Consider the following 22,459-nt stretch of genomic DNA (forward strand, 5'->3'; position numbering starts at 1 on the left):
CAGCATAACCCAATGTCTTTCGGACGCCAGTGGTTTCCCACCCGCAATCCCGCGGCGGGCCAGGTTGGTTTTGTGTCAGAGACCTGCACCCGATTCTCGTGCTTCGGGCCGCCGCGAAAGCACCCGGTTTTCAGCCATAAAAAAAACGCCCGCACGAAGCGGGCGTTAAGTTATTGAGGCAGGTTTCATACAGGCAAGAAACCTATCGAGCAGTGACCCCTTTATAAGCGGTCCGGCGCCACGTTCCAAGCTAAAAGTTTGAAAAGACTATTTTCCGCCTCTAAAGTTTCCCCAAATCAATTCAGGGATGTGAAGGAAAACGACGTTGATGAGAGCAGCACACATAAAGACATTTCGCAGCTTGATCGGTGCGGTTTCCCTGTCGGTCTTCACCGCGCAGGTCGGCCTTGCCGAGCCCAAACATGGCATAGCTATGTATGGCGACCCTGCCCTGCCACCGGATTTTGTGTCTCTGCCCCATGTCAACGCCGATGCGCCTAAAGGCGGCAAGATCATTTTCGCCGAAGCGGGAAGCTATGATTCGCTGCATCCCGTGATCCGAAAAGGCAGCGCACCGTGGCAGTTGCGCTTCATGTTGTTTGAAAGCCTCATGGGCCGCAGTTACGACGAACCCTTCACGCTTTACGGCCTTCTGGCCGAATCGGTCGAGACGAATGACGCGCGCACATGGGTTGAATACACCCTGCGCGAAGGCACGCAGTTTTCCGATGGAAGCCCCCTGACCATCGAGGACGTGATGTGGTCCTACGAGGTGCTCGGCACGCTTGGCCACCCGCGTTATCACGGGGCCTGGGCCAAGGTGGAAACGATGGAGCAGACCGGTCCCCGCTCTGTCAAGTTCACCTTCAACACCGAAGATCGTGAACTGCCGCTGATCCTGGGGATGCGCCCCATCCTGAAAAAGGCGCAGTGGGAGGGGAAGGATTTCGAAGCCTCGGGCGTCGATGTGATCCCGATCGGCTCGTCGCCCTACGTGATCGGTGATTTCGAACCCGGTCGCTATCTGACCCTGACGCGTAACCCCGATTATTGGGGCAAGGATGTGCCTTTCATGCAAGGACAGGCCAACCTGGATGAAATCCGGTTCGACTATTACGGCGACGGCGATGTGACGTTCGAGGCCTTCAAGGCGGGCGAAGCCACCACTCATCGCGAGACGAATCTGCAGAAATGGGCCACTCAGTTCAATTTCCCGGCGGTTCAATCGGGTGACATCGTGTTGTCCGATATTCCACATCAGCGCCCCACCGGCATCATGGGCTATGTGATGAACACCCGCCGCCCCGCCTTCTCGGATATCCGTGTACGGGATGCGATGATCCATGCGTTCAATTTCGAGTTCATCAATCAAAGCCTGAACGCTGGCGCGAAGAAGCGCATCCAGTCCTATTTCCACAACTCGGTCCTTGGGATGGCACCGGGCAAGCCTGCCGAAGGGTTGGTGCGCGAGATGTTGATGGGCTATGACGACCTGCCTGACGGTGCGGTCGAAGGTTATGCCTTGCCCGTCTCGGACGGATCGGCGCGCAACCGCGCGGGCCTGCGACGTGCGATGGAGCTGATGGAAGAGGCCGGGTGGACCATTCAGGACGGCATGATGAAGAACGCCGATGGGCAGCCCTTCACGTTCGAAATCCTGTTGAACACCGGATCGTCCGAAAACCGGCAGGAGATCGACATCTTCGCCGACGCGCTCGGGCGGATGGGCATCACGCCCACCATCACCTCGGTCGACAGTGCGCAATACAAGGAACGCACCAATGCCTTCGATTTCGACATGGCCTATTACTGGCGCGGCCTGTCGCTGAGCCCCGGCAACGAACAGCACCTGTATTGGGGATCCGAAAGTGCCGACAAGGAAGGCACCCGCAACTGGATGGGTGTGAAAAGCGCGGCCATTGACGGGCTCATCGACCAGATGCTGAACGCGCGCGGACAGGACGAATTTCGCGCCGCGACCAAGGCGCTGGACCGCGTGTTGACCGCAGGCCGCTATGTCATTCCGCTGGGCTATACCGACCTGTCCCATATCGCCCATGTGAAAGAGCTGAAATACCCCGATCGCATCCCGATGTATGGCGATTACCTCGGCTTCCAACCGGAAATCTGGTGGTACGAAGAATAGGATTGCCCTGCCCCGTTCCCCGCGTTACGGCGCTGTTACAAAGCGCGGATAAACACGCGTGACTTTTCGGGATCGGAGCATCTGATGGGATTGTTTGAACGGTATCTGTCGCTGTGGGTGGCGCTGTGCATTCTGGCGGGTGTTGTGTTGGGAAACACGGCGCCCGACCTGTTTGCGCTGATCGCCGGGGTTGAGTTTGCAAGCGTCAACCTGGTGGTCGCGGTGCTGATCTGGGTCATGATCTATCCGATGATGGTGCAGGTCGATTTCGCCGCGATCAAGGATATCGGTCGTCGGCCAAAAGGGGTGCTGCTGACGCTGGTGATCAACTGGCTGATCAAGCCCTTCACCATGGCCGCCCTTGGCTGGTTGTTCTTCCGGGTGGTCTTCGCCGGGTTCGTCGATCCGGAGACAGCCAGCGAATATATCGCGGGCATGATCCTTCTGGGCGTCGCCCCCTGCACTGCCATGGTCTTTGTCTGGAGCCAACTGACCAAGGGCGATCCGGCCTATACGCTGGTGCAGGTCAGTGTGAATGACGTGATCATGATCTTCGCCTTCGCCCCCATCGCCGCGTTCCTCCTGGGGATCAGCGACGTCACCGTGCCGTGGCAGACGTTGCTTTTGTCCGTTGTGCTGTATGTCGTGCTGCCGCTGGCGGCGGGGGTCTGGACCCGCCACCGTCTGATGCGCTCAAGCGAGGCGCGGCTTGACGCTTTCCTTGCCCGTCTGAAACCCTGGTCCGTCATCGGCCTGCTGGCCACCGTCGTGCTTCTGTTCGGGTTTCAGGCGCAAACCATTCTGGCCCAACCGTTCGCCATCGTGCTGATCGCCATCCCCCTGTTGATCCAGACCTATGGCATCTTCGCCCTCGCCTATGGAGCGGCCCGCGCGATGAAACTGCCCCACAACATCGCCGCCCCGGCGTGTATGATCGGCACGTCGAACTTCTTTGAACTGGCCGTCGCGGTCGCGATCTCTCTGTTCGGCCTTAACTCCGGCGCGGCGCTGGCCACTGTGGTCGGCGTGCTGGTCGAGGTGCCGGTGATGCTGTCGCTGGTGGCCTTTGCGAACCGCACGCGGCATTGGTTTGTTAGCTAAGGCAACCCCACAGAGCTTGGTTTTGCAACAGCTATTGCAACAGGTTTCGAGTCACGGCGCTTAAAGTTCGCAACCAGTTGATACGCGGTTCCTCCGCCGTTTTCTGCACGCAATCAAAGTCAAATCGCGCGATTGTTGATTGATCCAACACAAAGACCATGACTGGGAAAGGCGGTATCATTCAACTTTCCGTCGGGAGGAAGGTTTATGGCAAACTGGTTTTCCAAACTGACACTCGCCGTTTTGACCGGGGTATTAATCTATTGGCTGACTCAAGGTCTGCGAACCGACGCGCCATCGACACAGTCGTCGGCCACCCGTGTGGTTGGGTATCTCGTGGTGTCAGACGGTGGGCAAGTGCGCAATCTGAATGATTTAGGTGCAGGTGCGACACTTTGCGGGAACAAGTCAACCATCGAAGCGCTTCGTGCTTTTGCACCGCTAGTGACATTCAACTTGCGCACAGTCCCAACACAGGAGCTTTTCCAAGCTTATCAGGTGGGGCTGTGCAAAGGTGTCCTGTTCCGCCAGCTGACCCAAACCAACGAGGTATTTCCTGCGGATCTGGCCGGCGGACGGGTGATAGAGATTCGAAGCTAAAGCTCTGCAACCACGCAAAACGTGGCGTGCTTGTGTCTTGTTCAGGTTTGAAACAGAGAGAATTGGACTGCGATCCCTGACCAGGGATGTCTCCCATGGACTACAGCAGCGACGTCACCCACAAGATCGTGGCGTCCTCGGCGCTGGTCGAGATCACGTTGTGTCCCATCGAGGCGTCGTAATACGCGCTGTCGCCGCGCCTCATCTCGACCGGTTCATAGAACTCTGTGATCAGGCGGATCGCGCCGGTGAGGACATAGAGAAACTCCTCGCCATCATGGCGCACCCAGCCGTCGAACTCGTCGAATGATCGCGCCCGCACCCGTGCGCGATAAGGCAGCATGGTTTTCTTGGTCAGCGCACCGGCCAACAGCTCATGTTCATAGGTGGTGGTGGCATGGGCAGCGCCCTCGCCCGTTTTTGTCACCGTCATACGGCCCGACACCTGCGCGGCTTTTGGCGCGGTGAACAGTTGCGGGACCGAGATTTCCAGCCCCACCGCCAGCTTTTTCAACGCCTCATAGGTCGGCGACATCTGACCGTTTTCGATCTTCGACAGGGTCGACCGGGCCAGCCCCGCCTGCCGCGCCGCCTGCTCCAATGTCCAGCCGCGCGATTTGCGCAGGTCCCGCACGCGCGCGCCAAGGTCCAGCGGGCTGGGATCGGGGCGGTCATCCCCGTTCTCACGGGCCAGTCGGATCAGGCTGGGTTGTTCGGGCGTGGTCATGCGCTTTCAATACACGGAAACCGGTGTGATGCAACTGCATGCCCTTGCAAGTTGCGCACCCCCTTGGCACATCTGGGCGATGTTGTCCGAATTTCGCCCCACCGCCCCGCTGCCCGCCCCGCCCGAGACTTTCAACATGGCGCGCTATGTGCTGTCCCATGCGATGGACCTTGGCGACAAGACGGCGCTAGCGGTGGTGACGCCTGACGGGACGGGTGAAACACACTGGACCTTCGCCCAGCTTGAGCGAGCGGTGCGCGGCGTTGCAGGCGGGTTGCTGGCACGCGGGCTTGCGCCCGGCGACCGGGTGCTTCTGCGTCTTGGCAACACGGTGGACTTTCCGCTGGCCTTTCTGGGCGCGATTGCGGCGGGGCTGGTGCCGGTGCCGACCTCGTCGCAACTGACCGGGGCTGAGATCACCAAGATGTCGGCCATGGTTGCCCCCAGCCTGATCGTGGCGGGTGACGGGATCGCATTGCCCTCGGGCACCGACGCGCCGGTTCTGGACCGAGACGCGCTGCACGCGCTGGCAAGCCATACGCCAGCGCCGTTTCACATGGGGGACCCGGAGCAGCCGGGCTACATCGTGTTCACCTCCGGCACCTCAGGCAAGGCGCGGGCCGTGGTGCATGCCCATCGCGCCATCTGGGCGCGGCAGATGATGTGGGAGGGCTGGTACGGGTTGACCCGCGACGACCGTTTGATGCATGCGGGCGCGTTCAACTGGACCTATACACTGGGCACCGGGTTGATGGACCCGTGGTCGGCAGGCGCGACCGCTCTGATCCCGGCAGCCGGGACAGGTTCGGATCAATTGGGCGCGCTTCTGGCCCGCGAACGTGTCACGATTTTTGCCGCCGCGCCCGGCGTTTATCGCCAGATGCTGCGCGCGCCCCTGCCAGCCCTGCCCGCTTTGCGCCACGGCCTCTCGGCAGGTGAAAAGCTGCCCGCAACCACCCGCGAGCATTGGGTCAGCGCCACTCAGACCCCAATCCACGAGGCGTATGGCATGTCGGAATGCTCGACCTTCATTTCCGGTGCGCCGGACCACCCGGCACCGCCCGGCACGCTGGGCTTTCCGCAGCCCGGGCGTCATGTCGCCGTGCTGGATGAGGATGGCCGTATCGTCCCGCGCGGCACTCCGGGCATCATGGCGGTGCACCGCAGCGATCCGGGTCTGATGCTCGGCTATCTTGGCGCCGAACAAGACACAAAGAACCGCTTTTCTGGCGATTGGTTCCTGACCGGCGACACCGTCAGCATGGGGCCAGACAGCGCCATCAGTTTTGAAGGACGGTCGGACGACATCATGAATGCCGGTGGCTTCCGCGTCTCTCCGATCGAGGTCGAAGCCGCCATGACCCTGCATCCCGACGTTCACGAAGCCGCCTGCGCCGAGGTCGCGGTCAAGGATGATGCGACGGTGATTGCCTGTTTCTACACACCTGAAACCGGGCCGGTTCAGTCGGACGAGCTTTCGGCCCATGCCCACGCCCAGCTTGCGCATTACAAGTGCCCCCGGCTGTTCATCGCGCTGGAGGCGCTGCCGCGCGGCGCCAACAACAAACTGCTGCGGGGCACCTTGCGCGCACAGTTCGAAGCAGGCGCGCTGACCACGCTGTGATCCACGACACTTCCCATCCCTGACATTCCTCGCTAGAGATTTCGGTCAAGGAGACCCACATGATCCGCCTTGATATCTTTTCCGACCCGATCTGTCCCTGGTGCTATATCGGCAAATCCCGACTGGACCGCGCGCTGGAAGCGCGGCCCGATCATCCCTTCAAGGTCGAATGGCACCCCTTTCAGCTGAACCCGGACATGCCGAAAGAGGGGATGGACCGGCGCGCCTACCTGGAAGCGAAATTTGGCGGACAGGACGGGGCTGTGAAGGCTTATCTTCCCGTGATGAGCGAGGCCGAAGCGTCGGGGGTCGAGATCAATCTGGACGCCATCGCGCGCACGCCCAACACGTTGGATGCGCACCGGTTGATCCACTGGGCGGGGATCGAAAGGAAGCAGAATGCGGTGGTCGATCGCCTGTTTCGCGCCTATTTCGTCGATGGGATCGACATCGGCGACCCGGCCGAACTGGTCAGGATCGCACGCGCGGCGGGAATGGATGGTGACGTGGTGGCGCGGCTTTTGTCGTCGGACGCGGATGCGGATGACCTACGCGCCCGCGACGCAGATGCCCGCCGCAAAGGGGTGCAATCCGTGCCGACCTTCGTGGTGGCCAACCAGCATGTCGTGCCGGGTGCGCAACCGACCGAGCTTTGGACGCAGGTGATCGACGACCTGGCCGAACAATTGCGCGACGGGGCTACCGAAAGCCCCGAAGCGTGACATCCCGCCCCTTTCCGCCACAGACCCCGCTTCGCCTGCGCGAATATGTGCTGTTGATCGCGGCCTTATTCTCGATGGTGGCGTTCTCGATCGACTCGATCCTGCCCGCCCTGCCCGAGATCGGGGCGCAACTGGTGCCCGACGACATCAACAAGGCACAGCTTTTGATCAGCGCCTTCGTCATCGGCGCGGGATTGGGACAACTGATTTTCGGCCCCTTATCTGACAGTATGGGGCGCCGCTTTTCGCTGTCGATGGGGATGCTGCTTTACATGGCAGCCGCCTTTGCCGCCCTCTGGGCGCAAACGCTCGAAACGATCCTGTTCTGGCGCTTCGTGCAGGGTCTGGGCGCCGCAGGGCCACGCACCTGCGGCATGGCGATGACCCGCGATTTGTACGAGGGGCGCCAGATGGCGCGGGTAAACTCGATGGCCTTCGGGTTCTTCGTCTTCGTCCCCGCCGTCGCCCCGATGATCGGGCAGTGGATCGTTCTGGGTTTTGGCTGGCGGCAGATGTTCACCGCCTATATCCTGCTGGCCGCCGTGATCCTTGGATGGTTCCTGCTGCGCCAACCTGAAACGCTGCCGCCTGAACGGCGGCGCCCGCTGTCCCTGCGGCCCACCCTGCAAGCCTTCAGGCTGGTTCTGCAAACACGGGTTACGCTGATTTACATGGCGATCATCACCCTGGCCTTTGGACAGCTCATGTCCTTCATCAGCTCGGCGCAGCAGATCTTTGTCGACGTGTTGGGAGCAGGTACGAATTTTCCATATTACTTCGCGATGGTGACGGTTTTTTCCGCCGCATCCGGGTTTCTGAACGCGCAACTGGTGATGCGGCTTGGCATGCGAAGGCTGGCGTTGGTGGGCTTTGCCACGCAAACGGTGCTGGCCTCTTTGACGCTTTTCGCATGGTGGGTGCTGGCCCCAGACGGTGCGTTTGCGTTGTGGCTGTTCTGCGGCTGGGCGACGACGCTGTTCTTCCTGAACGGGCTGAGCTTCGGCAATCTGAACGCGCTGGCCATTCAGCCTTTGGGTCATGTGGCAGGCACCGCCGCCGCGGTCATTGGCGCCGTGCCGACCGTTGCAGCCATCGCCATCGCCGCCCCGGTGGGGCTGGCCTTCAATGGCACGCCCTTTCCCTTGCTGATCGGGGTTGTCCTTTGTTCTGCGGCGGCCTGGGCGCTGATGCAGTTGGACCGGGGGAACATGAACTAAGACGCGGTGGGTTTGGCTTTCTCAGCCTTCGCTCGCGCGTCTTTCACCTTCATTGCCAAATCCTGCGCGATGGCAAACGCCCCCTTGATCTTGTCGGAGGTCTTGCGCCAGTCGCGGCGCACGACGATTTTGTTGTCACGCACCTTGGCCAACCCGTTCTGGGCGTGAATGAACTCGACCAACCCTTCGGGCGAGGCGAATTTGTCATTGTGAAACTGGATCGTCGCGCCTTTCGGCCCGCCGTCCAGCTTGGCGATGCCAGCCCGTTTGCACATGCCTTTGATCCGAACCACCAGAAGCAAGGTGTTCACCTCTTTCGGAAGCGGCCCGAAGCGGTCGATCAGTTCGGCGGCGAAGCCTTCAAGCTCGACCTTGGTAGACAGCGATGACAGGCGCCGATACAAGCCAAGCCGCACATCAAGGTCTGGCACGTAACTATCTGGTATCAAAACAGGAACGCCCAGATTGATCTGCGGCGCCCATGTGCTGTCGGCATCCGTCAACCCCTCCAACTCGCCCGCCTTGATCTTGGCAATCGCCTCTTCCAGCATCTGCTGGTAAAGCTCGTAGCCCACTTCGCGCATCTGGCCGGACTGCTCTTCGCCCACCAGATTGCCCGCGCCGCGAATGTCCAGATCCTGACTGGCCAGCGTGAAACCCGCCCCCAGAGCATCCAGCGATCCCAGAACCCGCAGACGTTTCTCGGCAGTTGGTGTCAGCGGCACACGCGGCTTGGTGGTAAGATAGGCATAGGCGCGGGTTTTCGAGCGCCCCACCCGGCCCCGGATCTGGTAAAGCTGCGCCAGTCCAAACATGTCGGCGCGGTGAATTATCATCGTGTTCGCGGTCGGAATGTCGATGCCGCTTTCCACAATCGTGGTCGCCAGAAGCACATCATACTTTCCGTCATAAAACGCGTTCATGCGCCGGTCCAGCTCACCCGCCGCCATCTGACCATGCGCCACCACGAAGGACACTTCGGGGACGTGATCGGTCAGGAAGGCCTCGATCTCGGGCAGATCCTTGATCCGTGGCACCACGAAAAAGCTCTGCCCGCCGCGATAATGTTCCCGCAACAGCGCCTCGCGAATGGTGACGCTGTCGAATTCGGACACATAGGTGCGGATCGACAGGCGGTCCACCGGCGGGGTGCCGATGATCGACAGATCACGCACACCGGACAGAGACATTTGCAGGGTGCGCGGGATGGGCGTGGCCGACAGCGTCAGCACATGCACGTCCGAGCGCATTTCCTTCAGCCGTTCCTTGTGCCCCACGCCGAACCGTTGTTCTTCATCGACAATCAACAACCCAAGGTTCTGAAACCGCACGTCTTTCGCGAGCAACGCATGCGTGCCGACGACAATATCCACGGTGCCGCGCGACAAGCCCTCGCGCGTCAGCTTCGCCTCGCGTTGCCCGACAAAACGGCTGAGTTGCCCAACCTGCATGGGAAAGCCCCGGAACCGTTCAGAGAAACTTTTGTAATGCTGTCGCGCCAGCAACGTGGTGGGTGCGATCACCGCGACCTGCTGGCCCGACAGCGCCGCCACAAAGGCCGCGCGCATGGCCACCTCGGTCTTGCCAAAACCCACATCGCCGCAGACCAGCCGGTCCATCGGGCGGCCCGAGGACAGGTCGCTCAGCACGTCCTCGATGGCGCCAAGCTGATCTTCGGTCTCTTGATACGGGAACCGGGCCGAGAACTCTTCCCACGCGTGGTGGGGTGCGTCCAGCACCGGCGCTTTGCGCAGCTCGCGTTCCGCCGCCAGCCGGATCAGCTTGTCGGCAATCTCGCGGATACGTTCCTTCAGCTTGGCCTTCTTGGCCTGCCATGCACCACCGCCCAGCTTGTCCAACAGCCCGGTGTCCTGCCCGAATTTCGACAGAAGCTCGATGTTTTCGACCGGCACGAACAAACGGTCGCCACCTGCATACTTCAACGCCAGACATTCATGTGGCGCGCCCATGGCGGTCACGGTTTCCAGACCCGTGAACTTGCCGACGCCGTGATCGACATGAACGATCAGGTCGCCCGCCGACAGGCCCTGCGCTTCGGTCAGGAAGTTTTCGGCGCGGCGCTTGCGCTTGGGGGCGCGGATCAGGCGGTCGCCCAGCACGTCCTGTTCGGAAATCACCGTCAGATCGGGGCCTTCAAACCCGTGTTCCAACGGCCAGACGGTCAGATAGACGCCGCCTTTGCCATCCGGCACATCGCGGAAATCGGTGATCCGTGTGGTGGCGATCAGGCCTTCATCCGCCAACAGCCCCTGCAACCGTTCCCGCGCGCCATCGGAATAGGACGCAACGATCACTGGCGCGTCATCTTTCGCGGCAATATGGTCGGTCAACGATTTGAACAGGTTGATATTTTCCTGCTGCCGTTCCGGCGCGAAGTTGCGCCCGATGCGCCCGCCGCCATCCAAAACACCGGGACCGGTGGCTTGCGGAAGCGCGGCGAACTGCACCACGCGGGTGTCTGCCAATGTGGCCTCCCACGCCGTATCATCAAGATACAGAAGCTCCGGCGGACAGGGTTTATAGACCGTGTCCATCCGGTTCTTTGCCGTCATCGCGATCTTGCGGGTCTCGTACTGGTCAACAATCGACTCCCACCGGCTGAGGCGGGCGGGTGTCAGGTGATCGTCCAGCATCACGGATGCATCGGGCACGTAGTCAAATATCGTCTCAAGCCGGTCGTGGAAGAACGGCAGCCAGTGTTCGTTCCCCTGATGCTTGCGCCCCGCCGAAATGGCTTCGTACAGCGGATCGTCGGACCCGGCCGCGCCAAACTCGATCCGGTAGTTCTGACGAAACCGGGTGATCGCCGCCGCATCCAGAATAACCTCGGACACCGGGGCCAGTTCGATGGATTTCAGTGTGTCGGTCGTGCGCTGCGTCACCGGGTCAAAACGGCGAATGCCGTCCAGCACGTCGCCGAACAGGTCCAGCCGCACCGGGCCGTCATGGCCGGGGGCATAAATGTCGATGATGCCACCCCGGACGGCGAAATCCCCCGGCTCCATCACCGTAGGGGCTTGCGAAAACCCCATGCGCACCAGAAAGGCACGCAATTGATCGACGTCGATCTGGTGGTCAACGCGGGCGGTGAAGGAGGTTTCCTGCAACAGCGCGCGTTCCGGCACACGCTGCGTCGCCGCATTCAGCGTGGTCAGCAGAACAAAGCGACCCGCGATCTGCCCGGTCGCAAGCCCCGCCAAGGTCGCCATGCGCGTGGCCGAGATGGCGGCATTGGGCGACATGCGATCAAAGGGCAGACAGTCCCAGCCCGGAAAGCGGATCACCGGTATCTGAGGCGCAAAGAACGCCAGCGCGGCCTCCATCGCGGCCAGTCGCTTGTCATCGCGCGCCACATGCACGACCGGCCCGGACCCACGGTCCAGTTCCTTGACCAGCAACGTGGCGTCAAACCCTTCAGGGGCACCAGAGAGCAGCAATTTTTCCATGACGCGGAGGTAACGCCCTGTTTTCTGGTGTCAAGGGCGCGCCGTCAGCGCAGCACACCCAGTGACAGGTTCTGATACATCCCCCAAAGCGAGGTGATGAAAATCGCGCCCATCCCCAGAAACTGGGTCTGGACCCGATGGCGGTTCAGCCGGTCACGCAGCTCTTCGCCCACCAGCGCCCGCTCGCGGATCACCGCCGCCGTGTTCAGCGACATCAACCCGGCCAGCGCGATGGGGAACAACAACAAAAACACAGCCTGCGCAAACTCGACCTTGTACCAGAACCCCAATATGGCCATCGACGTGAACAGCGCCGCGGCGAACCCCAGGATCCACAGCCCCGATACACCCGCCACATACAATATCCGGTTGCAATTGATGCGCACCATGTCTTCCAGATCCTGCTGCGCCTCGCCCTCAAGTCGGGCGGCTTTCTGGATCAGGTCATAGGGCACGCCGACAACCCAGTGGCTGACCGTTGACCAGGCCACGGCCAGCGCGATCCAATACCACAGGTTGGAAAATGATCGCATGTCGATGATTTCGAATACGGTGGAATACCAATCCACGGGCGCTTTACCTTGCTTTTTGGCCGTATTCCGGGCGGTCCGGGTGCGGATCGGACGCTATGCCTGCTCGGGCCTGTCTTGTGTTTGGTCAGACTAGCCCCCGCAGCGGGTCAACGCCAGCCCGGTTTTGCGCTCAAAGACGCCCGATTGCAGACTTGTGACGCGTGCGATCCCGTGGCAGGAAGTTCACAGCCAATGCGGACGGGGCCGCCCATGCCCTGCCCCAGCCACAGGAGTCCCAGATGAGCCGCACCCCCCATCCCACCACGGTCGCCCCGTTTCCCATGACCCGCCTGCGCCGCACCAGGTCCAGCGCCAACCTGCGCAATCTGGTGCGGGAAAGCACGCTGACGGTGGATGATCTGATCTGGCCCGTGTTTGTCGTGGAGGGACAGGATCACGAGGAGCCCGTCCCCTCGATGCCGGGTGTTGCGCGCAAATCCATCGACCGTCTGGTGCTGGCGGCGCGCGAGGCTGCCGATCTGGGCATTCCGGCGATCTGCCTGTTTCCCAACACCGATCCGGCCCTGAAAACCGAGGGCTGCGAAGAAGCCTGGAACCCGGACAACCTGTCAAACCGCGCCATTCGCGCCATCAAGGACGCGGTGCCAGAGATTGCCGTGATGACGGATGTTGCGCTCGACCCCTATAACATCAACGGCCATGATGGGATCGTCGTGGATGGCGAGATCCTGAATGACGAGACCGTCGAGGCGCTGGTGAAAATGGCACTGGCACAGGCCAAGGCCGGGGCCGATATCCTTGGCCCTTCGGACATGATGGACGGGCGGATCGGTGCGATGCGCCACGCGCTGGAAGCCGCCGATCATCGGAATGTCACGATCATGAGCTACACGGCCAAATATGCCTCGGCCTTCTATGGACCTTTCCGCGATGCGGTGGGGGCATCGGGGGCGCTGAAGGGCGACAAGAAAACCTATCAGATGGACCCTGCCAATTCGGACGAGGCGATGCGGCTGGTGGAGCGTGACCTGGCCGAAGGCGCGGATATGATCATGGTCAAACCGGGGATGCCCTATCTGGACATCTGCCAGCGGGTCAAGGACACGTTCGGGGTGCCCACCTTCGCCTATCAGGTGTCGGGCGAATATGCGATGCTGATGGCCGCCGCCCAGAACGGCTGGCTGGATGGCGACAAGGTGATGGCCGAAAGCCTGATGGCATTCAAACGCGCGGGCTGCGATGGTATCCTGACCTATTTCGCCCCACGCATGGCGCGTTTGCTTAACGGCTTGTAATCCAAGGCGCTTCATCGGCCAATTTTCGCACTGTCAATGCATTGAGGGTGACAGCCCTGCATCAACGCGCTATATCTTGTGGCCAAGTGGACCCAGAGCCACAAACGAGCACACAATCGCGCCGCAGGCGCATCTTACGAGGCGAATACATGGAAAAGAACAGGCTTTCCCGCAGAGGATTTATCATCGCCGCAGGCGGCGCAAGCATGTCGCTGGCGGCTTGTGCCAACGGGGTTGGGTCACGCAGTGGCGAACGGATCGACGCCCGCGTCGACAGCACGTTGGACTATCTTTACAACCGCTATCCCGGCACGCGCGAACTGGCCGCGAAATCAACCGGTCAGTTGATCATGCCGCTTGTCACCGAAGCCGGCTTCGGTCTGGGCGGTGCCTACGGGCGCGGCGCGTTGCGTATCAATGACGCGACGGTGGACTACTATCTGCTGACGCAGGCCAGCGCGGGGCTGCAAATCGGTGCCCAGCAATTCGCGCATGTCCTGTTTTTCATGACCGATCAGGCGTTGCAGGATTTCCGCAGCGCCGCCGGTTGGGTCGCATCTGCCGACATCAAATATGCCTTCCAGACCGATGGCGACCGGCTGACCGCCGACACGATCACGGCCTCGTCGCCGGTCGTGGCCGTGGTGTTCGGTCAGGCCGGGCTGATCGCCGGTGCCTCGATCGAAGGGGCGAAATACACCCGGATCATTCCCTGATCCAACCGGAACAGAGCCGACACCGGATCACACGCAAAAAGGGCGGCAAAAGGCCGCCCTTTCTTTATATCTCAACACCTTATCCCAGTGCCTTCAATCTTTTGAACAGGCTGGACGTATCCCAGCGCCCGCCACCCATCTTCTGCACATCCTTGTAGAACTGATCCACCAGCGCGGTCACCGGCAAGGATGCGCCATTTTCGTTCGCGGTGGATAGGCAAATGCCCAGATCCTTGCGCATCCAGTCCACGGCAAACCCGTGATCGAAATGATCATCCGCCATGGTCTCGTGCCGGTTGACCATCTGCCAGCTGCCCGCAGCCCCGCCTTGAATGACATCCACCACTTCGCGAATGTCCAGCCCGGCTTTCTCGGCGAAATGCAGCCCTTCGGACAGGCCCTGCACCAGTCCGGCAATGCAGATCTGGTTGACCATCTTGGTCAACTGTCCCGCGCCGCTGTCGCCCAACCGCTTCACGCTGCGCCCATAGGCCTGCATGATCGGAAGCGCCGCATCGAACGCCGCCTGATCTCCGCCGCACATGATCGACAAGACGCCGTTCTCGGCCCCGGCCTGCCCGCCGGATACGGGTGCATCCACGAAAGATACGCCCTGATCGGCGGCAGATGTGAACAACTCGCGGGTCACCGCAGCGGATACGGTGGTGTGATCGACAAAGACCGCCCCGTCCCGCATCCCGGCCAATGCGCCATCTTCGCCCAGAACCACCGCGCGCAGGTCGTCGTCATTGCCCACGCAGGCCATCACGAAATCCGCACCCATGGCGGCCTCGCGCGGGGTGGGGGCGGATGCGCCGCCATGTTGCGCCGCCCAGCGATCGGCTTTTTCGGCGGTCCTGTTGAACACGGTGACCTCGTGCCCGTTGGCCGCAAGATGCCCGGCCATCGGATAGCCCATCACGCCCAAGCCCAAAAATGCACATTTCGCCATAACCGCGTCCTTCCGTTGAAATCCCCTGTGATGCACAGTAGTTACCGCGACAGCGGGCAAGGTCAACGTCGACCGCAAGTGAAATGCAGATCAAGTGATGGATAGGGTGTGATGGGCAAGGTCGTTCTGTGGATGATCCGCATCGTGGCGGGCCTTCTGGTGCTGGCCAGCCTGGCGACGCTTCTGGTCTATTACCTGGCGGCGCAATCGCTGCCCGACTACAGCGTCACACGAAAGACCGCCGGCATCTCTGCCCCGGTCGAGATCGTGCGCAACAACGCCAACATCCCCCATATCTTTGCCCAGAACGACGCCGACGTCTTTTTCGGCCTGGGCTATGCACATGCGCAGGACAGATTGTGGCAGATGATGGTGATGCGCCGCACCGCGCAGGGGCGCCTGTCCGAGGTGTTCGGGCGGCGGACCCTTCAGGTGGACGAACTGATGCGGCGACTGGATCTGTATACGCTGGCCAAGGCGGCGGTCGAGGTGCAGGATGACGATGCCCGCGCCGCACTCAAGGCATATAGTTCGGGCGTCAATGCGTATCTGAGCCGCGTGAACGCCGAGGCGCTGGGCCGTGGCGCACCGGAGTTTTTCCTGTTCTCGAATGACGTGTCGCCCTGGCAACCCGCCGACAGCATCGCGATTTTGAAGCTGATGGGGGTGCAACTGGCCGGCCATCTGGAAGAAGAGCTGCTGCGCGCCCGCGTCACCCTTGCCCTGCCCGATGAACGGGTCAAGGACATCCTGCCCGACATTCCCGGCACGGGCATCGCTGCCCTGCCCGATTATGCGGCACTGCTGGGTGTGCCAAAGTCACAATTCGCCAACCTGCCCGCCCGTGAGGACCGCCCCGATTTATGGCCTGCCCCACGTCGGGGCCTTGCCGGGGCATCCAACGCCTGGGCAGCGGCGCCCAAACGCTCGGCCGCCGGGGGCACGCTTCTGGCCAATGACCCGCATCTTGGGTTCAGCGCGCCGTCGATCTGGTATCTGGCCCGGTTGGAGCTGTCGACGGGGGGCGTGATCGGCGGCACCATTCCCGGTATGCCCGCGATGATGGTCGGCCGGTCCGACAGCTTTGGCTGGGGGATCACATCGTCCTACCTGGACGATCAGGACCTGCATGTTGAAAAGCTGAACCCCGACAACCCGCGCGAGGTGCAGACACCCGACGGGTTCAAACCGCTGACCGAACGTGGCTCGATCGTGCAGATCAAGGACGAAGCCCCCGTGACCTTCGACCTGCAATGGTCCGACAATGGCCCGATCCTGCCCGGGCATCTGTTTGATCTGGGGATCATCACCCCGCCCGGCCATACCATGTCGCTGAACTGGACCCTGCTGACCCGCGAAGACCGCTCGATGAGCGCGGCGATCCGCCTGATGCGGTCAAAAACGGTGATGGAAGGGATCGCGGCGGGGGCGGACTATGTGGCGCCCAGCCTGACCCTGACCCTGGCGGATCAGGACAGCATCGCGATGAAGGTGATTGGTGCCATGCCCCGGCGCGATGCGCAGCACCAGACCCGTGGGCGCATCCCCAGCCCCGGCTGGATCACCGAAAACCGCTGGCAGGGGGTGCTGAGCTATTCCGCCAACCCCGAGTTTGTGCAGCCCACCGGCGGTATTGTCGGCAATACCAACAACAAGCTGGTCGACCGCCCCTTCCCCAACCACATGAGCTATGACTGGGGCGACAGCCAGCGCGTCCAGCGGTGGAGCCACCTGATGCAGGCGCGCGAGGTGCACACCCGCGACAGCTTCATCGAGGCCCAGCTTGATCCCGTCTCGGTCACGGCGCGCACGTTGCTGCCGCTGGTCGGGGCCGATCTGTGGTTCACCGGCGAGGCCGCGCCCGACGGCACCCCCGAACGCGCCCGCCAACGCGCGCTGGAGCTTCTGGCCAACTGGAATGGCGAGATGAATGAACACATGCCCGAGCCGCTGATCTATTCGGCCTGGCTGCGCGCGCTGCAAACGCGCCTGATCCGGGACGAGCTTGGGCCGCTCGCGACCGAGTTCAAACACGTGGAACCGATCTTCATCGAGCGGGTCTTTCGCGATGTCGAAGGGGCCGGTGTCTGGTGCGACGTGATCCAGTCCGCCCCGACCGAGACCTGCACCGACATTGCCCGCGACGCGCTGGATGATGCCCTGTTGTGGTTGAATGAAAACGCCGGCGGCGCACAGGAAAGCCTCCGTTGGGGCGATTATCACGAGGCCACACACACGCACCCGGTTCTGGGGGATGTGCCGTTCCTGAAATGGTTTGTGAACATTCGCCAATCCACCTCGGGCGGCGACAACACGCTTCTGCGCGGGCGTACGGCGGGCGCGGGAAAAAACCCCTATCGCAACGTACACGGCGCCGGGTTTCGCGGAGTCTATGATTTCGCCGACCCCAACAGTTCGCTCTTTGTGATCTCGACCGGGCAGTCGGGCCATCCGCTGTCACGCCATTACGACGATCTGGGCGAGTTGTGGCGACGCGGGGAATACACGCCGATGTCGCTGGATCCGGCGCTGGCGCGGGCGGCCTCGGTGGGGGTGACGCAGTTGTTGCCGAAAGACTGATCAGAGATCGGGTCTAGAGCTTTTCAAACTCCGCCACTTGCCGTTCGGTCCAGGTGACGGTGATCGCCCAGCCGTCCTCGCCCGGCTCTTCGGCCTCGACAATGCCCTTGTCAAACAGCCAGGCGCGCTTGCGCCCGTCTGAGAAGGCCAGGGTCAGCGTTTCGGTCCGGCGCGGCACATCCAGCCCCGTGTCGATGGCCTGCACCAATGTGTCGAACCCCTCGCCGGTCAGCGCCGACAAGGTCAGGATCGTGTCGTTTCGCGCGGCTTCGCGGCGGCGGGCGTCGCGGTCTTCTTCGTCCAGCAGGTCGATCTTGTTCCAGATCTCAAGCTGCGGGGTGTCGTCGCTGACGCCAAGATCGGCCATGATCTGTTCGACGTCCCGGGCCTGTTCGTCCGTGCTGTCATGGCTGATGTCACGCACATGCAGGATCAGATCGGCGGCCAGCACCTCCTCCAATGTGGCGCGGAAGGCGGCCACAAGCTGGGTCGGCAGGTCCGAGATGAAACCCACGGTGTCCGACAGGATCACCTTGCGCCCGCCGCCCTGCTGAGGCGTCTTGCCCACGGCGGGCAACTCGATCTGCCGCATCGTGGGGTCCAGTGTGGCAAACAACATGTCCTTGGCCAGCACGTCAGCCCCGGTCATCCGGTTGAACAGGGTGGATTTGCCCGCATTGGTATAACCAACCAGCGCCACGATCGGATACGGCACCTTGGCGCGCGCGGCGCGATGCAGTTCACGGGTTTTCACGACCTTTTCCAACTGGCGGCGCAGCCGGGTCAACTGGTCGTCAATGGCGCGGCGGTCGGCCTCGATCTGGGTTTCACCGGGGCCGCCGACAAAGCCAAGCCCACCACGCTGGCGTTCAAGGTGGGTCCAGGCGCGCACCAGCCGCGTGCGTTGATAGGACAACGCGGCCATTTCCACCTGCAACACCCCTTCGCGGGTGCGCGCGCGGTCCGAGAAAATCTCAAGGATCAGGCCGGTCCGATCCAGGATCTTTACCTTCCATTCCTTCTCAAGATTGCGCTGTTGCACCGGGCTGACCGGTCCGTCGATCAGAACCAGCTCCACGTCCGCTTCGTGCAGCTTCGCGCCCAGTTCCTGCAATTTGCCCTTGCCGAACAGCTTGCCCGGATGCGGCGTGGGCAGGCGCACAATCTCGGACCCGACCACGTCAAGGTCAGGCAATGCCAACGCCAGCGACACGGCTTCCTCAAGCGCGGGGGCTGCGTCACGGCGGTTGCGGTCGGCTGTCAGTTCAGGGTGAAAGACCCAGGCCCGCGTGGGCCGTTCTTCCCGGTCAATGAAGTCGCTCAGCTGTCTTCGCCATCATAGAGGTTGATCGGTTGGCCCGGCATGATGGTCGAAATCGCATGCTTATAGACAAGCTGCGACTGCCCATCGCGGCGCAAGAGCACGCAAAAATTGTCGAACCACGAGATCACGCCCTGAAGCTTCACACCGTTGATCAGAAAGATCGTCACCGGAACTTTTGATTTTCGAACATGGTTCAGAAAGGCGTCCTGAAGGTTCTGTTTGTCGGCAGCCATCGCTTTTTTCCTTTTTTCTCTCGTGCTGCCGGACCCCCGGCAGAAATTCATCGTCACGTCACTATGGCGTGTGGTTTTGTCCTTTTCCACCCCCTTTTTTCACCCTTTGATCTGCGTCCGTTCCCCGCGCAGAACAGGTGCCTCGGGGCGGGTGGGCACATGTCGCGTGGCGGGTCAGCGCCGCCAGACCTCGGGGCTGAAAAGCGCGATGATGGCCAGCATTTCCAGCCGCCCCAGGATCATCGCCCCCGCCAGCACCGCCTTGGCCGGGTCGGTCAGGGTGCTGTAGGAAATCGGCTCTGCCGCCGCCACCTGCGCAATCGGCCCGGTGGTGGTCAGCGCGGCAATGGTCAGGGTCATCGCACTTTCGAAATCCTGCCCCAGCAGCGAAAACATCCCCATCACCAGCGCCACGGACATCGACATCAGCATGAAAAAGACCCAGGCCATATAAGCCCCGCGCCCCCGCAGGTGCCGCGCCTCGGTTCCCGACCCGCCCACCGACGAGGGGTGGACCAGCTTTCCCATCTCGCGCAGCCCGTGCAGATAAAGCGCATAGACCCGCATCAGCTTCGCGCCGCCCGCCGTGGTGGCCACCCCGCCCCCGATCAGCGACAGGCCCATCAGGATCAATCCCGGCGTCTGGAGGCCGGACCAGTCACGGCTGACGGACCAGGCGGCGCTTTCAAAGCCGGTCGTCGTCAGGAAGGACAGGACCGTGAAGAAGCTGCCCCAAAGCGAGGTCAGCCCGGCGATCCAGTTCTGTTCCTCGTCGACCTCATAGGCACCGACCCAGTGGCGCAGAAACAGAAACAGGGGCAGGACGATCACGATCACCAGCGCCAGACGGATCTCAGGGTCTTCCGGCAGGCGCCGCCGCCGTTCGCTGCCCTGCATGTCCGAGGCAAAGGTCACGCGGGAAATGGCAAAGAAGAAAAACAGCGCCATCACCATTTCACCGACATAGCCCGACTGGCTGCCCACGGGGCCGCCGACCGGGGAAATGCCACTGGTGGCCATGGTCGACATCGCGTGGCACAGCGCCACAAAGGCGGTATCGCCGGCCAGGATCAGTCCCAGCCACAAGGCCAGGGTCAGCCCGGCATAGATCGGCAGCAACCGGATCCCATAGGTGCGGATCCGTTCCGAAAAATCGGCGACGCGGATGATCTGGCTGATGCCCGCGCCGAACCGCGTGTCATCGGGGGCGGATGTGCCGCGCTTGCCAAAGCGCGCGCGCACCTCGAACCCTCCCAGCGACATGGGGGCCAGGATCGCGATGGCGCTTACCCAGATGAACAACCCGCCCATCCAGCCGACCAACGCGCGCCACAGGTGAACCGACCGCGCGATGCGGCTGGCATCCTCGAACAGGGTCGCGCCGGTGGTGGTCAGGGCCGACACCATCTCGACATAGGCGTTCAGGAAGGTCGTTGTGCGCACCGCCTGGTGAAACGGCACTGCCAGCATCAGCGGCAACAGCACGAACAGGCCCAACAGTGCCAGAAGGTGGCGCCGATGCCGGGTCGAACGTTCGCGGTCTGCCATCGCCATCGCCAGAAACGAGGTGATGAACCCGAACAAAAGCGCTCCGTAAAGAAACACCCGCGCTTCGAAGAACTCCCCGATCATCCAGCCGAACCCGGCGGGCAAAAGCATCGCAAGCGCGCTGATCCCCATCAGGATCACAAGCAGCGGCAGTTTGGCGATGGTCGCAAGCATGATGTCGGCCCTATCGGTGCATCGGGATCAGAAGAAGTCGATGGACACCTGCAGCAGGCGCTCGACCTCGGGCACATCGGCGGCCATCGAGAACAAGGCGACCACGTCGCCTTCGTCAATCCGCGTCTGGGCTGTGGGTTTCACGACCTTATCGCCCTTCAGAATGGCCCCGACCAGAACCCCCTCGGGAAAGTCGATATCGCGCACCGCCTTGCCTGCGATGGGCGAGGTCGACAGCACCTGCGCCTCGATCACTTCGGCCTCGGCGTCGCCCAGCGAATAGACCTCGCGCACCTTGCCACGGCGGATATGGCGCAGGATCGAGCTGACGGTCTGGGTGCGCGGGTTGATATAGGCATCGATCTTCAAAGGGGCCAGCAGATTGACCAGCGACGGGTCGTTGATCAGGCAAATCGACATGGCGGTGCCGGCCGTCTTGGCCCGGACCGCCGCCAGCAGGTTCACCTTGTCGTCGTCTGTCACCGACAGAATGGCATCGGCGCGGGGCACCCCGGCTTCTTTCATCAGTTCCATGTTCATGGCGTCGCCATGCAGGACCACCGTGCGCTCCAACGCATCAGCGGCCCGTTCGGCGACAGTACGGTTCAGCTCGACCACCTTGGCGCGGATGCGGTCGGTGCGGTTTTCCAACTCGCGCGCGACGGCCAGGCCCACATTGCCTCCGCCCAGAATCACGACCCGTTCCTGCCGTTTGACAGATTTGCCAAACACTTCCAGGGTGCGATCCACATCCCCGGTGCGGGTGAAGACATAGATCTGGTCGCCGCCGAACAGCTGATCACCCGCCTCGGGGGCAAACAGCGACCCGTCGCGGCGAATGCCCACCACCACCGCGCTGAGCGTCGAGAAAAGGTCGGTCAACTGCCGCAGGGGCGTATTCACCACCGGGCAGTCATCTGCAATCTGAATTCCCAAAAGCTGCACCCGCGCGTCCATGAAACTTTCAATGTCAAAGGCCGAGGGCGCTTGCAGCCGTTTCAGCACCGCCTGTGCAACTTCGCGTTCCGGGCTGATCACCACATCAATCGGCAGGTGGTCTCGGCGATACATGTCGGCATAGATCGCATCCAGATAGCTTTGCGCCCTGAGCCGCGCGATCTTGCGCGGGATGGCAAAGACCGAATGGGCGATCTGGCAGGTGACCATGTTCACCTCGTCCGAATGGGTCGCGGCGATGATCATGTCGGCATCCCTGGCCCCGGCCCGGTCCAGCACATCGGGATAGGACGCATGGCCCGACACCCCCTGCACGTCCAGCGTGTCGGTGGCCCGTGCGACAAGCTCGGCATTGTTGTCGACCACCGTCACATCGTTCTTTTCACTGGACAGGTGACGCGCAATTTGCCAGCCCACCTGACCGGCACCGCATATGATGACCTTCATCCGGTTCCCCTTGATGTCACATCAGGAAACACTTGGCAGATGGCCCGATCCGGGTCAATGCCCGCAGGGCACGGGCGCCAGCACCCCAAGGCAGGC

The 22,459-nt window shown here is 62.1% G+C and carries 17 protein-coding genes; 9 read left to right on the plus strand and 8 right to left on the minus strand.

Annotated elements, in window-relative coordinates:
* Nucleotides 1–328 precede the first annotated feature (328 nt).
* From IE188_RS00240 to IE188_RS00250, 3 genes are all read left to right on the plus strand, one after another.
* On the plus strand, nucleotides 329–2,146 hold the full coding sequence (locus tag IE188_RS00240) for an extracellular solute-binding protein (RefSeq protein WP_191284480.1): 1,818 nt from the start codon (nucleotides 329–331) through the stop codon (nucleotides 2,144–2,146).
* Nucleotides 2,147–2,230: 84 nt separating this feature from the next.
* Nucleotides 2,231–3,247, plus strand: a complete 1,017-nt coding sequence (gene arsB / locus IE188_RS00245) for an ACR3 family arsenite efflux transporter (protein ID WP_191284481.1) — start codon at nucleotides 2,231–2,233, stop codon at nucleotides 3,245–3,247.
* A 207-nt stretch (nucleotides 3,248–3,454) separates the two neighbouring features.
* Nucleotides 3,455–3,847, plus strand: coding sequence for a hypothetical protein (locus IE188_RS00250; RefSeq protein ID WP_191284482.1), 393 nt, complete (start codon nucleotides 3,455–3,457; stop codon nucleotides 3,845–3,847).
* A 100-nt stretch (nucleotides 3,848–3,947) separates the two neighbouring features.
* Here the strand turns inward: IE188_RS00250 and IE188_RS00255 are convergent, their stop codons facing one another.
* Nucleotides 3,948–4,574: a helix-turn-helix domain-containing protein gene (locus IE188_RS00255; protein WP_191284483.1), complete on the minus strand. Its 627-nt coding sequence runs from the start codon at nucleotides 4,572–4,574 to the stop codon at nucleotides 3,948–3,950.
* 79 nt (nucleotides 4,575–4,653) lie between these two features.
* Between IE188_RS00255 and IE188_RS00260 the strand changes: the two genes are divergently transcribed.
* Genes IE188_RS00260 through IE188_RS00270 form a run of 3 tightly spaced genes read left to right on the plus strand, consistent with a single transcriptional unit; the run spans nucleotide 4,654 to nucleotide 8,137 of the window.
* Nucleotides 4,654–6,198, plus strand: coding sequence for a class I adenylate-forming enzyme family protein (locus tag IE188_RS00260; protein WP_191285266.1), 1,545 nt, complete (start codon nucleotides 4,654–4,656; stop codon nucleotides 6,196–6,198).
* 59 nt (nucleotides 6,199–6,257) lie between these two features.
* On the plus strand, nucleotides 6,258–6,920 hold the full coding sequence (locus IE188_RS00265) for a DsbA family oxidoreductase (RefSeq protein WP_191284484.1): 663 nt from the start codon (nucleotides 6,258–6,260) through the stop codon (nucleotides 6,918–6,920).
* On the plus strand, nucleotides 6,917–8,137 hold the full coding sequence (locus tag IE188_RS00270; protein ID WP_229836353.1) for a multidrug effflux MFS transporter: 1,221 nt from the start codon (nucleotides 6,917–6,919) through the stop codon (nucleotides 8,135–8,137). Before IE188_RS00265 ends, IE188_RS00270 begins: the two co-directional genes overlap by 4 nt.
* On the opposite strand, the gene mfd is transcribed toward IE188_RS00270, so the two are convergent.
* Complete coding sequence (gene mfd, locus IE188_RS00275) at nucleotides 8,134–11,604, minus strand: transcription-repair coupling factor (protein WP_191284485.1); 3,471 nt, start codon at nucleotides 11,602–11,604, stop codon at nucleotides 8,134–8,136. The two genes, IE188_RS00270 and mfd, sit on opposite strands and share 4 nt — an antisense overlap.
* A gap of 44 nt (nucleotides 11,605–11,648) precedes the next feature.
* Nucleotides 11,649–12,173: a component of SufBCD complex gene (locus tag IE188_RS00280; protein ID WP_191284486.1), complete on the minus strand. Its 525-nt coding sequence runs from the start codon at nucleotides 12,171–12,173 to the stop codon at nucleotides 11,649–11,651.
* Between the two features lie 242 nt (nucleotides 12,174–12,415).
* Between IE188_RS00280 and hemB the strand changes: the two genes are divergently transcribed.
* On the plus strand, nucleotides 12,416–13,432 hold the full coding sequence (gene hemB / locus IE188_RS00285; protein WP_191284487.1) for a porphobilinogen synthase: 1,017 nt from the start codon (nucleotides 12,416–12,418) through the stop codon (nucleotides 13,430–13,432).
* 149 nt (nucleotides 13,433–13,581) lie between these two features.
* Nucleotides 13,582–14,148 (plus strand): lipid-binding SYLF domain-containing protein, encoded by a 567-nt coding sequence (locus tag IE188_RS00290; protein ID WP_191284488.1) that lies wholly within the window; start codon nucleotides 13,582–13,584, stop codon nucleotides 14,146–14,148.
* 79 nt (nucleotides 14,149–14,227) lie between these two features.
* Here IE188_RS00290 and IE188_RS00295 read toward each other — a convergent pair whose 3' ends face one another.
* Nucleotides 14,228–15,100: an NAD(P)-dependent oxidoreductase gene (locus IE188_RS00295; RefSeq protein WP_191284489.1), complete on the minus strand. Its 873-nt coding sequence runs from the start codon at nucleotides 15,098–15,100 to the stop codon at nucleotides 14,228–14,230.
* A gap of 111 nt (nucleotides 15,101–15,211) precedes the next feature.
* Here IE188_RS00295 and IE188_RS00300 point away from each other — a divergent pair, with 111 nt between their 5' ends.
* Nucleotides 15,212–17,680: a penicillin acylase family protein gene (locus tag IE188_RS00300; protein WP_191284490.1), complete on the plus strand. Its 2,469-nt coding sequence runs from the start codon at nucleotides 15,212–15,214 to the stop codon at nucleotides 17,678–17,680.
* A gap of 13 nt (nucleotides 17,681–17,693) precedes the next feature.
* Here the strand turns inward: IE188_RS00300 and hflX are convergent, their stop codons facing one another.
* From hflX to trkA, 4 genes are all read right to left on the minus strand, one after another.
* Entirely contained in the window at nucleotides 17,694–18,992 is a 1,299-nt protein-coding gene (gene hflX / locus IE188_RS00305) for a GTPase HflX (RefSeq protein WP_191285268.1), read from the minus strand.
* Between the two features lie 8 nt (nucleotides 18,993–19,000).
* Nucleotides 19,001–19,237: an RNA chaperone Hfq gene (gene hfq, locus IE188_RS00310; protein ID WP_091430174.1), complete on the minus strand. Its 237-nt coding sequence runs from the start codon at nucleotides 19,235–19,237 to the stop codon at nucleotides 19,001–19,003.
* 174 nt (nucleotides 19,238–19,411) lie between these two features.
* Nucleotides 19,412–20,959, minus strand: a complete 1,548-nt coding sequence (locus tag IE188_RS00315) for a TrkH family potassium uptake protein (protein ID WP_191284491.1) — start codon at nucleotides 20,957–20,959, stop codon at nucleotides 19,412–19,414.
* A 27-nt stretch (nucleotides 20,960–20,986) separates the two neighbouring features.
* Nucleotides 20,987–22,363 (minus strand): Trk system potassium transporter TrkA, encoded by a 1,377-nt coding sequence (gene trkA / locus IE188_RS00320; RefSeq protein ID WP_191284492.1) that lies wholly within the window; start codon nucleotides 22,361–22,363, stop codon nucleotides 20,987–20,989.
* Between the last annotated feature and the right edge of the window lie 96 nt (nucleotides 22,364–22,459).

This window comes from Aliiroseovarius zhejiangensis, assembly GCF_014656375.1.
GTDB lineage: Bacteria > Pseudomonadota > Alphaproteobacteria > Rhodobacterales > Rhodobacteraceae > Aliiroseovarius > Aliiroseovarius zhejiangensis.

Excerpts from the sequence above, each read along its gene's own strand:
- IE188_RS00250 (WP_191284482.1), top strand. The coding sequence starts at position 3,455 with ATGGCAAACTGGTTTTCCAAACTGACACTCGCCGTTTTGACCGGGGTA.
- hfq (WP_091430174.1), bottom strand. The coding sequence starts at position 19,237 with ATGGCTGCCGACAAACAGAACCTTCAGGACGCCTTTCTGAACCATGTT.
- IE188_RS00290 (WP_191284488.1), top strand. The coding sequence starts at position 13,582 with ATGGAAAAGAACAGGCTTTCCCGCAGAGGATTTATCATCGCCGCAGGC.
- IE188_RS00240 (WP_191284480.1), top strand. The coding sequence starts at position 329 with ATGAGAGCAGCACACATAAAGACATTTCGCAGCTTGATCGGTGCGGTT.
- mfd (WP_191284485.1), bottom strand. The coding sequence starts at position 11,604 with ATGGAAAAATTGCTGCTCTCTGGTGCCCCTGAAGGGTTTGACGCCACG.
- IE188_RS00295 (WP_191284489.1), bottom strand. The coding sequence starts at position 15,100 with ATGGCGAAATGTGCATTTTTGGGCTTGGGCGTGATGGGCTATCCGATG.
- IE188_RS00255 (WP_191284483.1), bottom strand. The coding sequence starts at position 4,574 with ATGACCACGCCCGAACAACCCAGCCTGATCCGACTGGCCCGTGAGAAC.
- IE188_RS00315 (WP_191284491.1), bottom strand. The coding sequence starts at position 20,959 with ATGCTTGCGACCATCGCCAAACTGCCGCTGCTTGTGATCCTGATGGGG.
- hemB (WP_191284487.1), top strand. The coding sequence starts at position 12,416 with ATGAGCCGCACCCCCCATCCCACCACGGTCGCCCCGTTTCCCATGACC.
- IE188_RS00300 (WP_191284490.1), top strand. The coding sequence starts at position 15,212 with ATGGGCAAGGTCGTTCTGTGGATGATCCGCATCGTGGCGGGCCTTCTG.
- arsB (WP_191284481.1), top strand. The coding sequence starts at position 2,231 with ATGGGATTGTTTGAACGGTATCTGTCGCTGTGGGTGGCGCTGTGCATT.
- trkA (WP_191284492.1), bottom strand. The coding sequence starts at position 22,363 with ATGAAGGTCATCATATGCGGTGCCGGTCAGGTGGGCTGGCAAATTGCG.
- IE188_RS00265 (WP_191284484.1), top strand. The coding sequence starts at position 6,258 with ATGATCCGCCTTGATATCTTTTCCGACCCGATCTGTCCCTGGTGCTAT.
- IE188_RS00260 (WP_191285266.1), top strand. The coding sequence starts at position 4,654 with ATGTTGTCCGAATTTCGCCCCACCGCCCCGCTGCCCGCCCCGCCCGAG.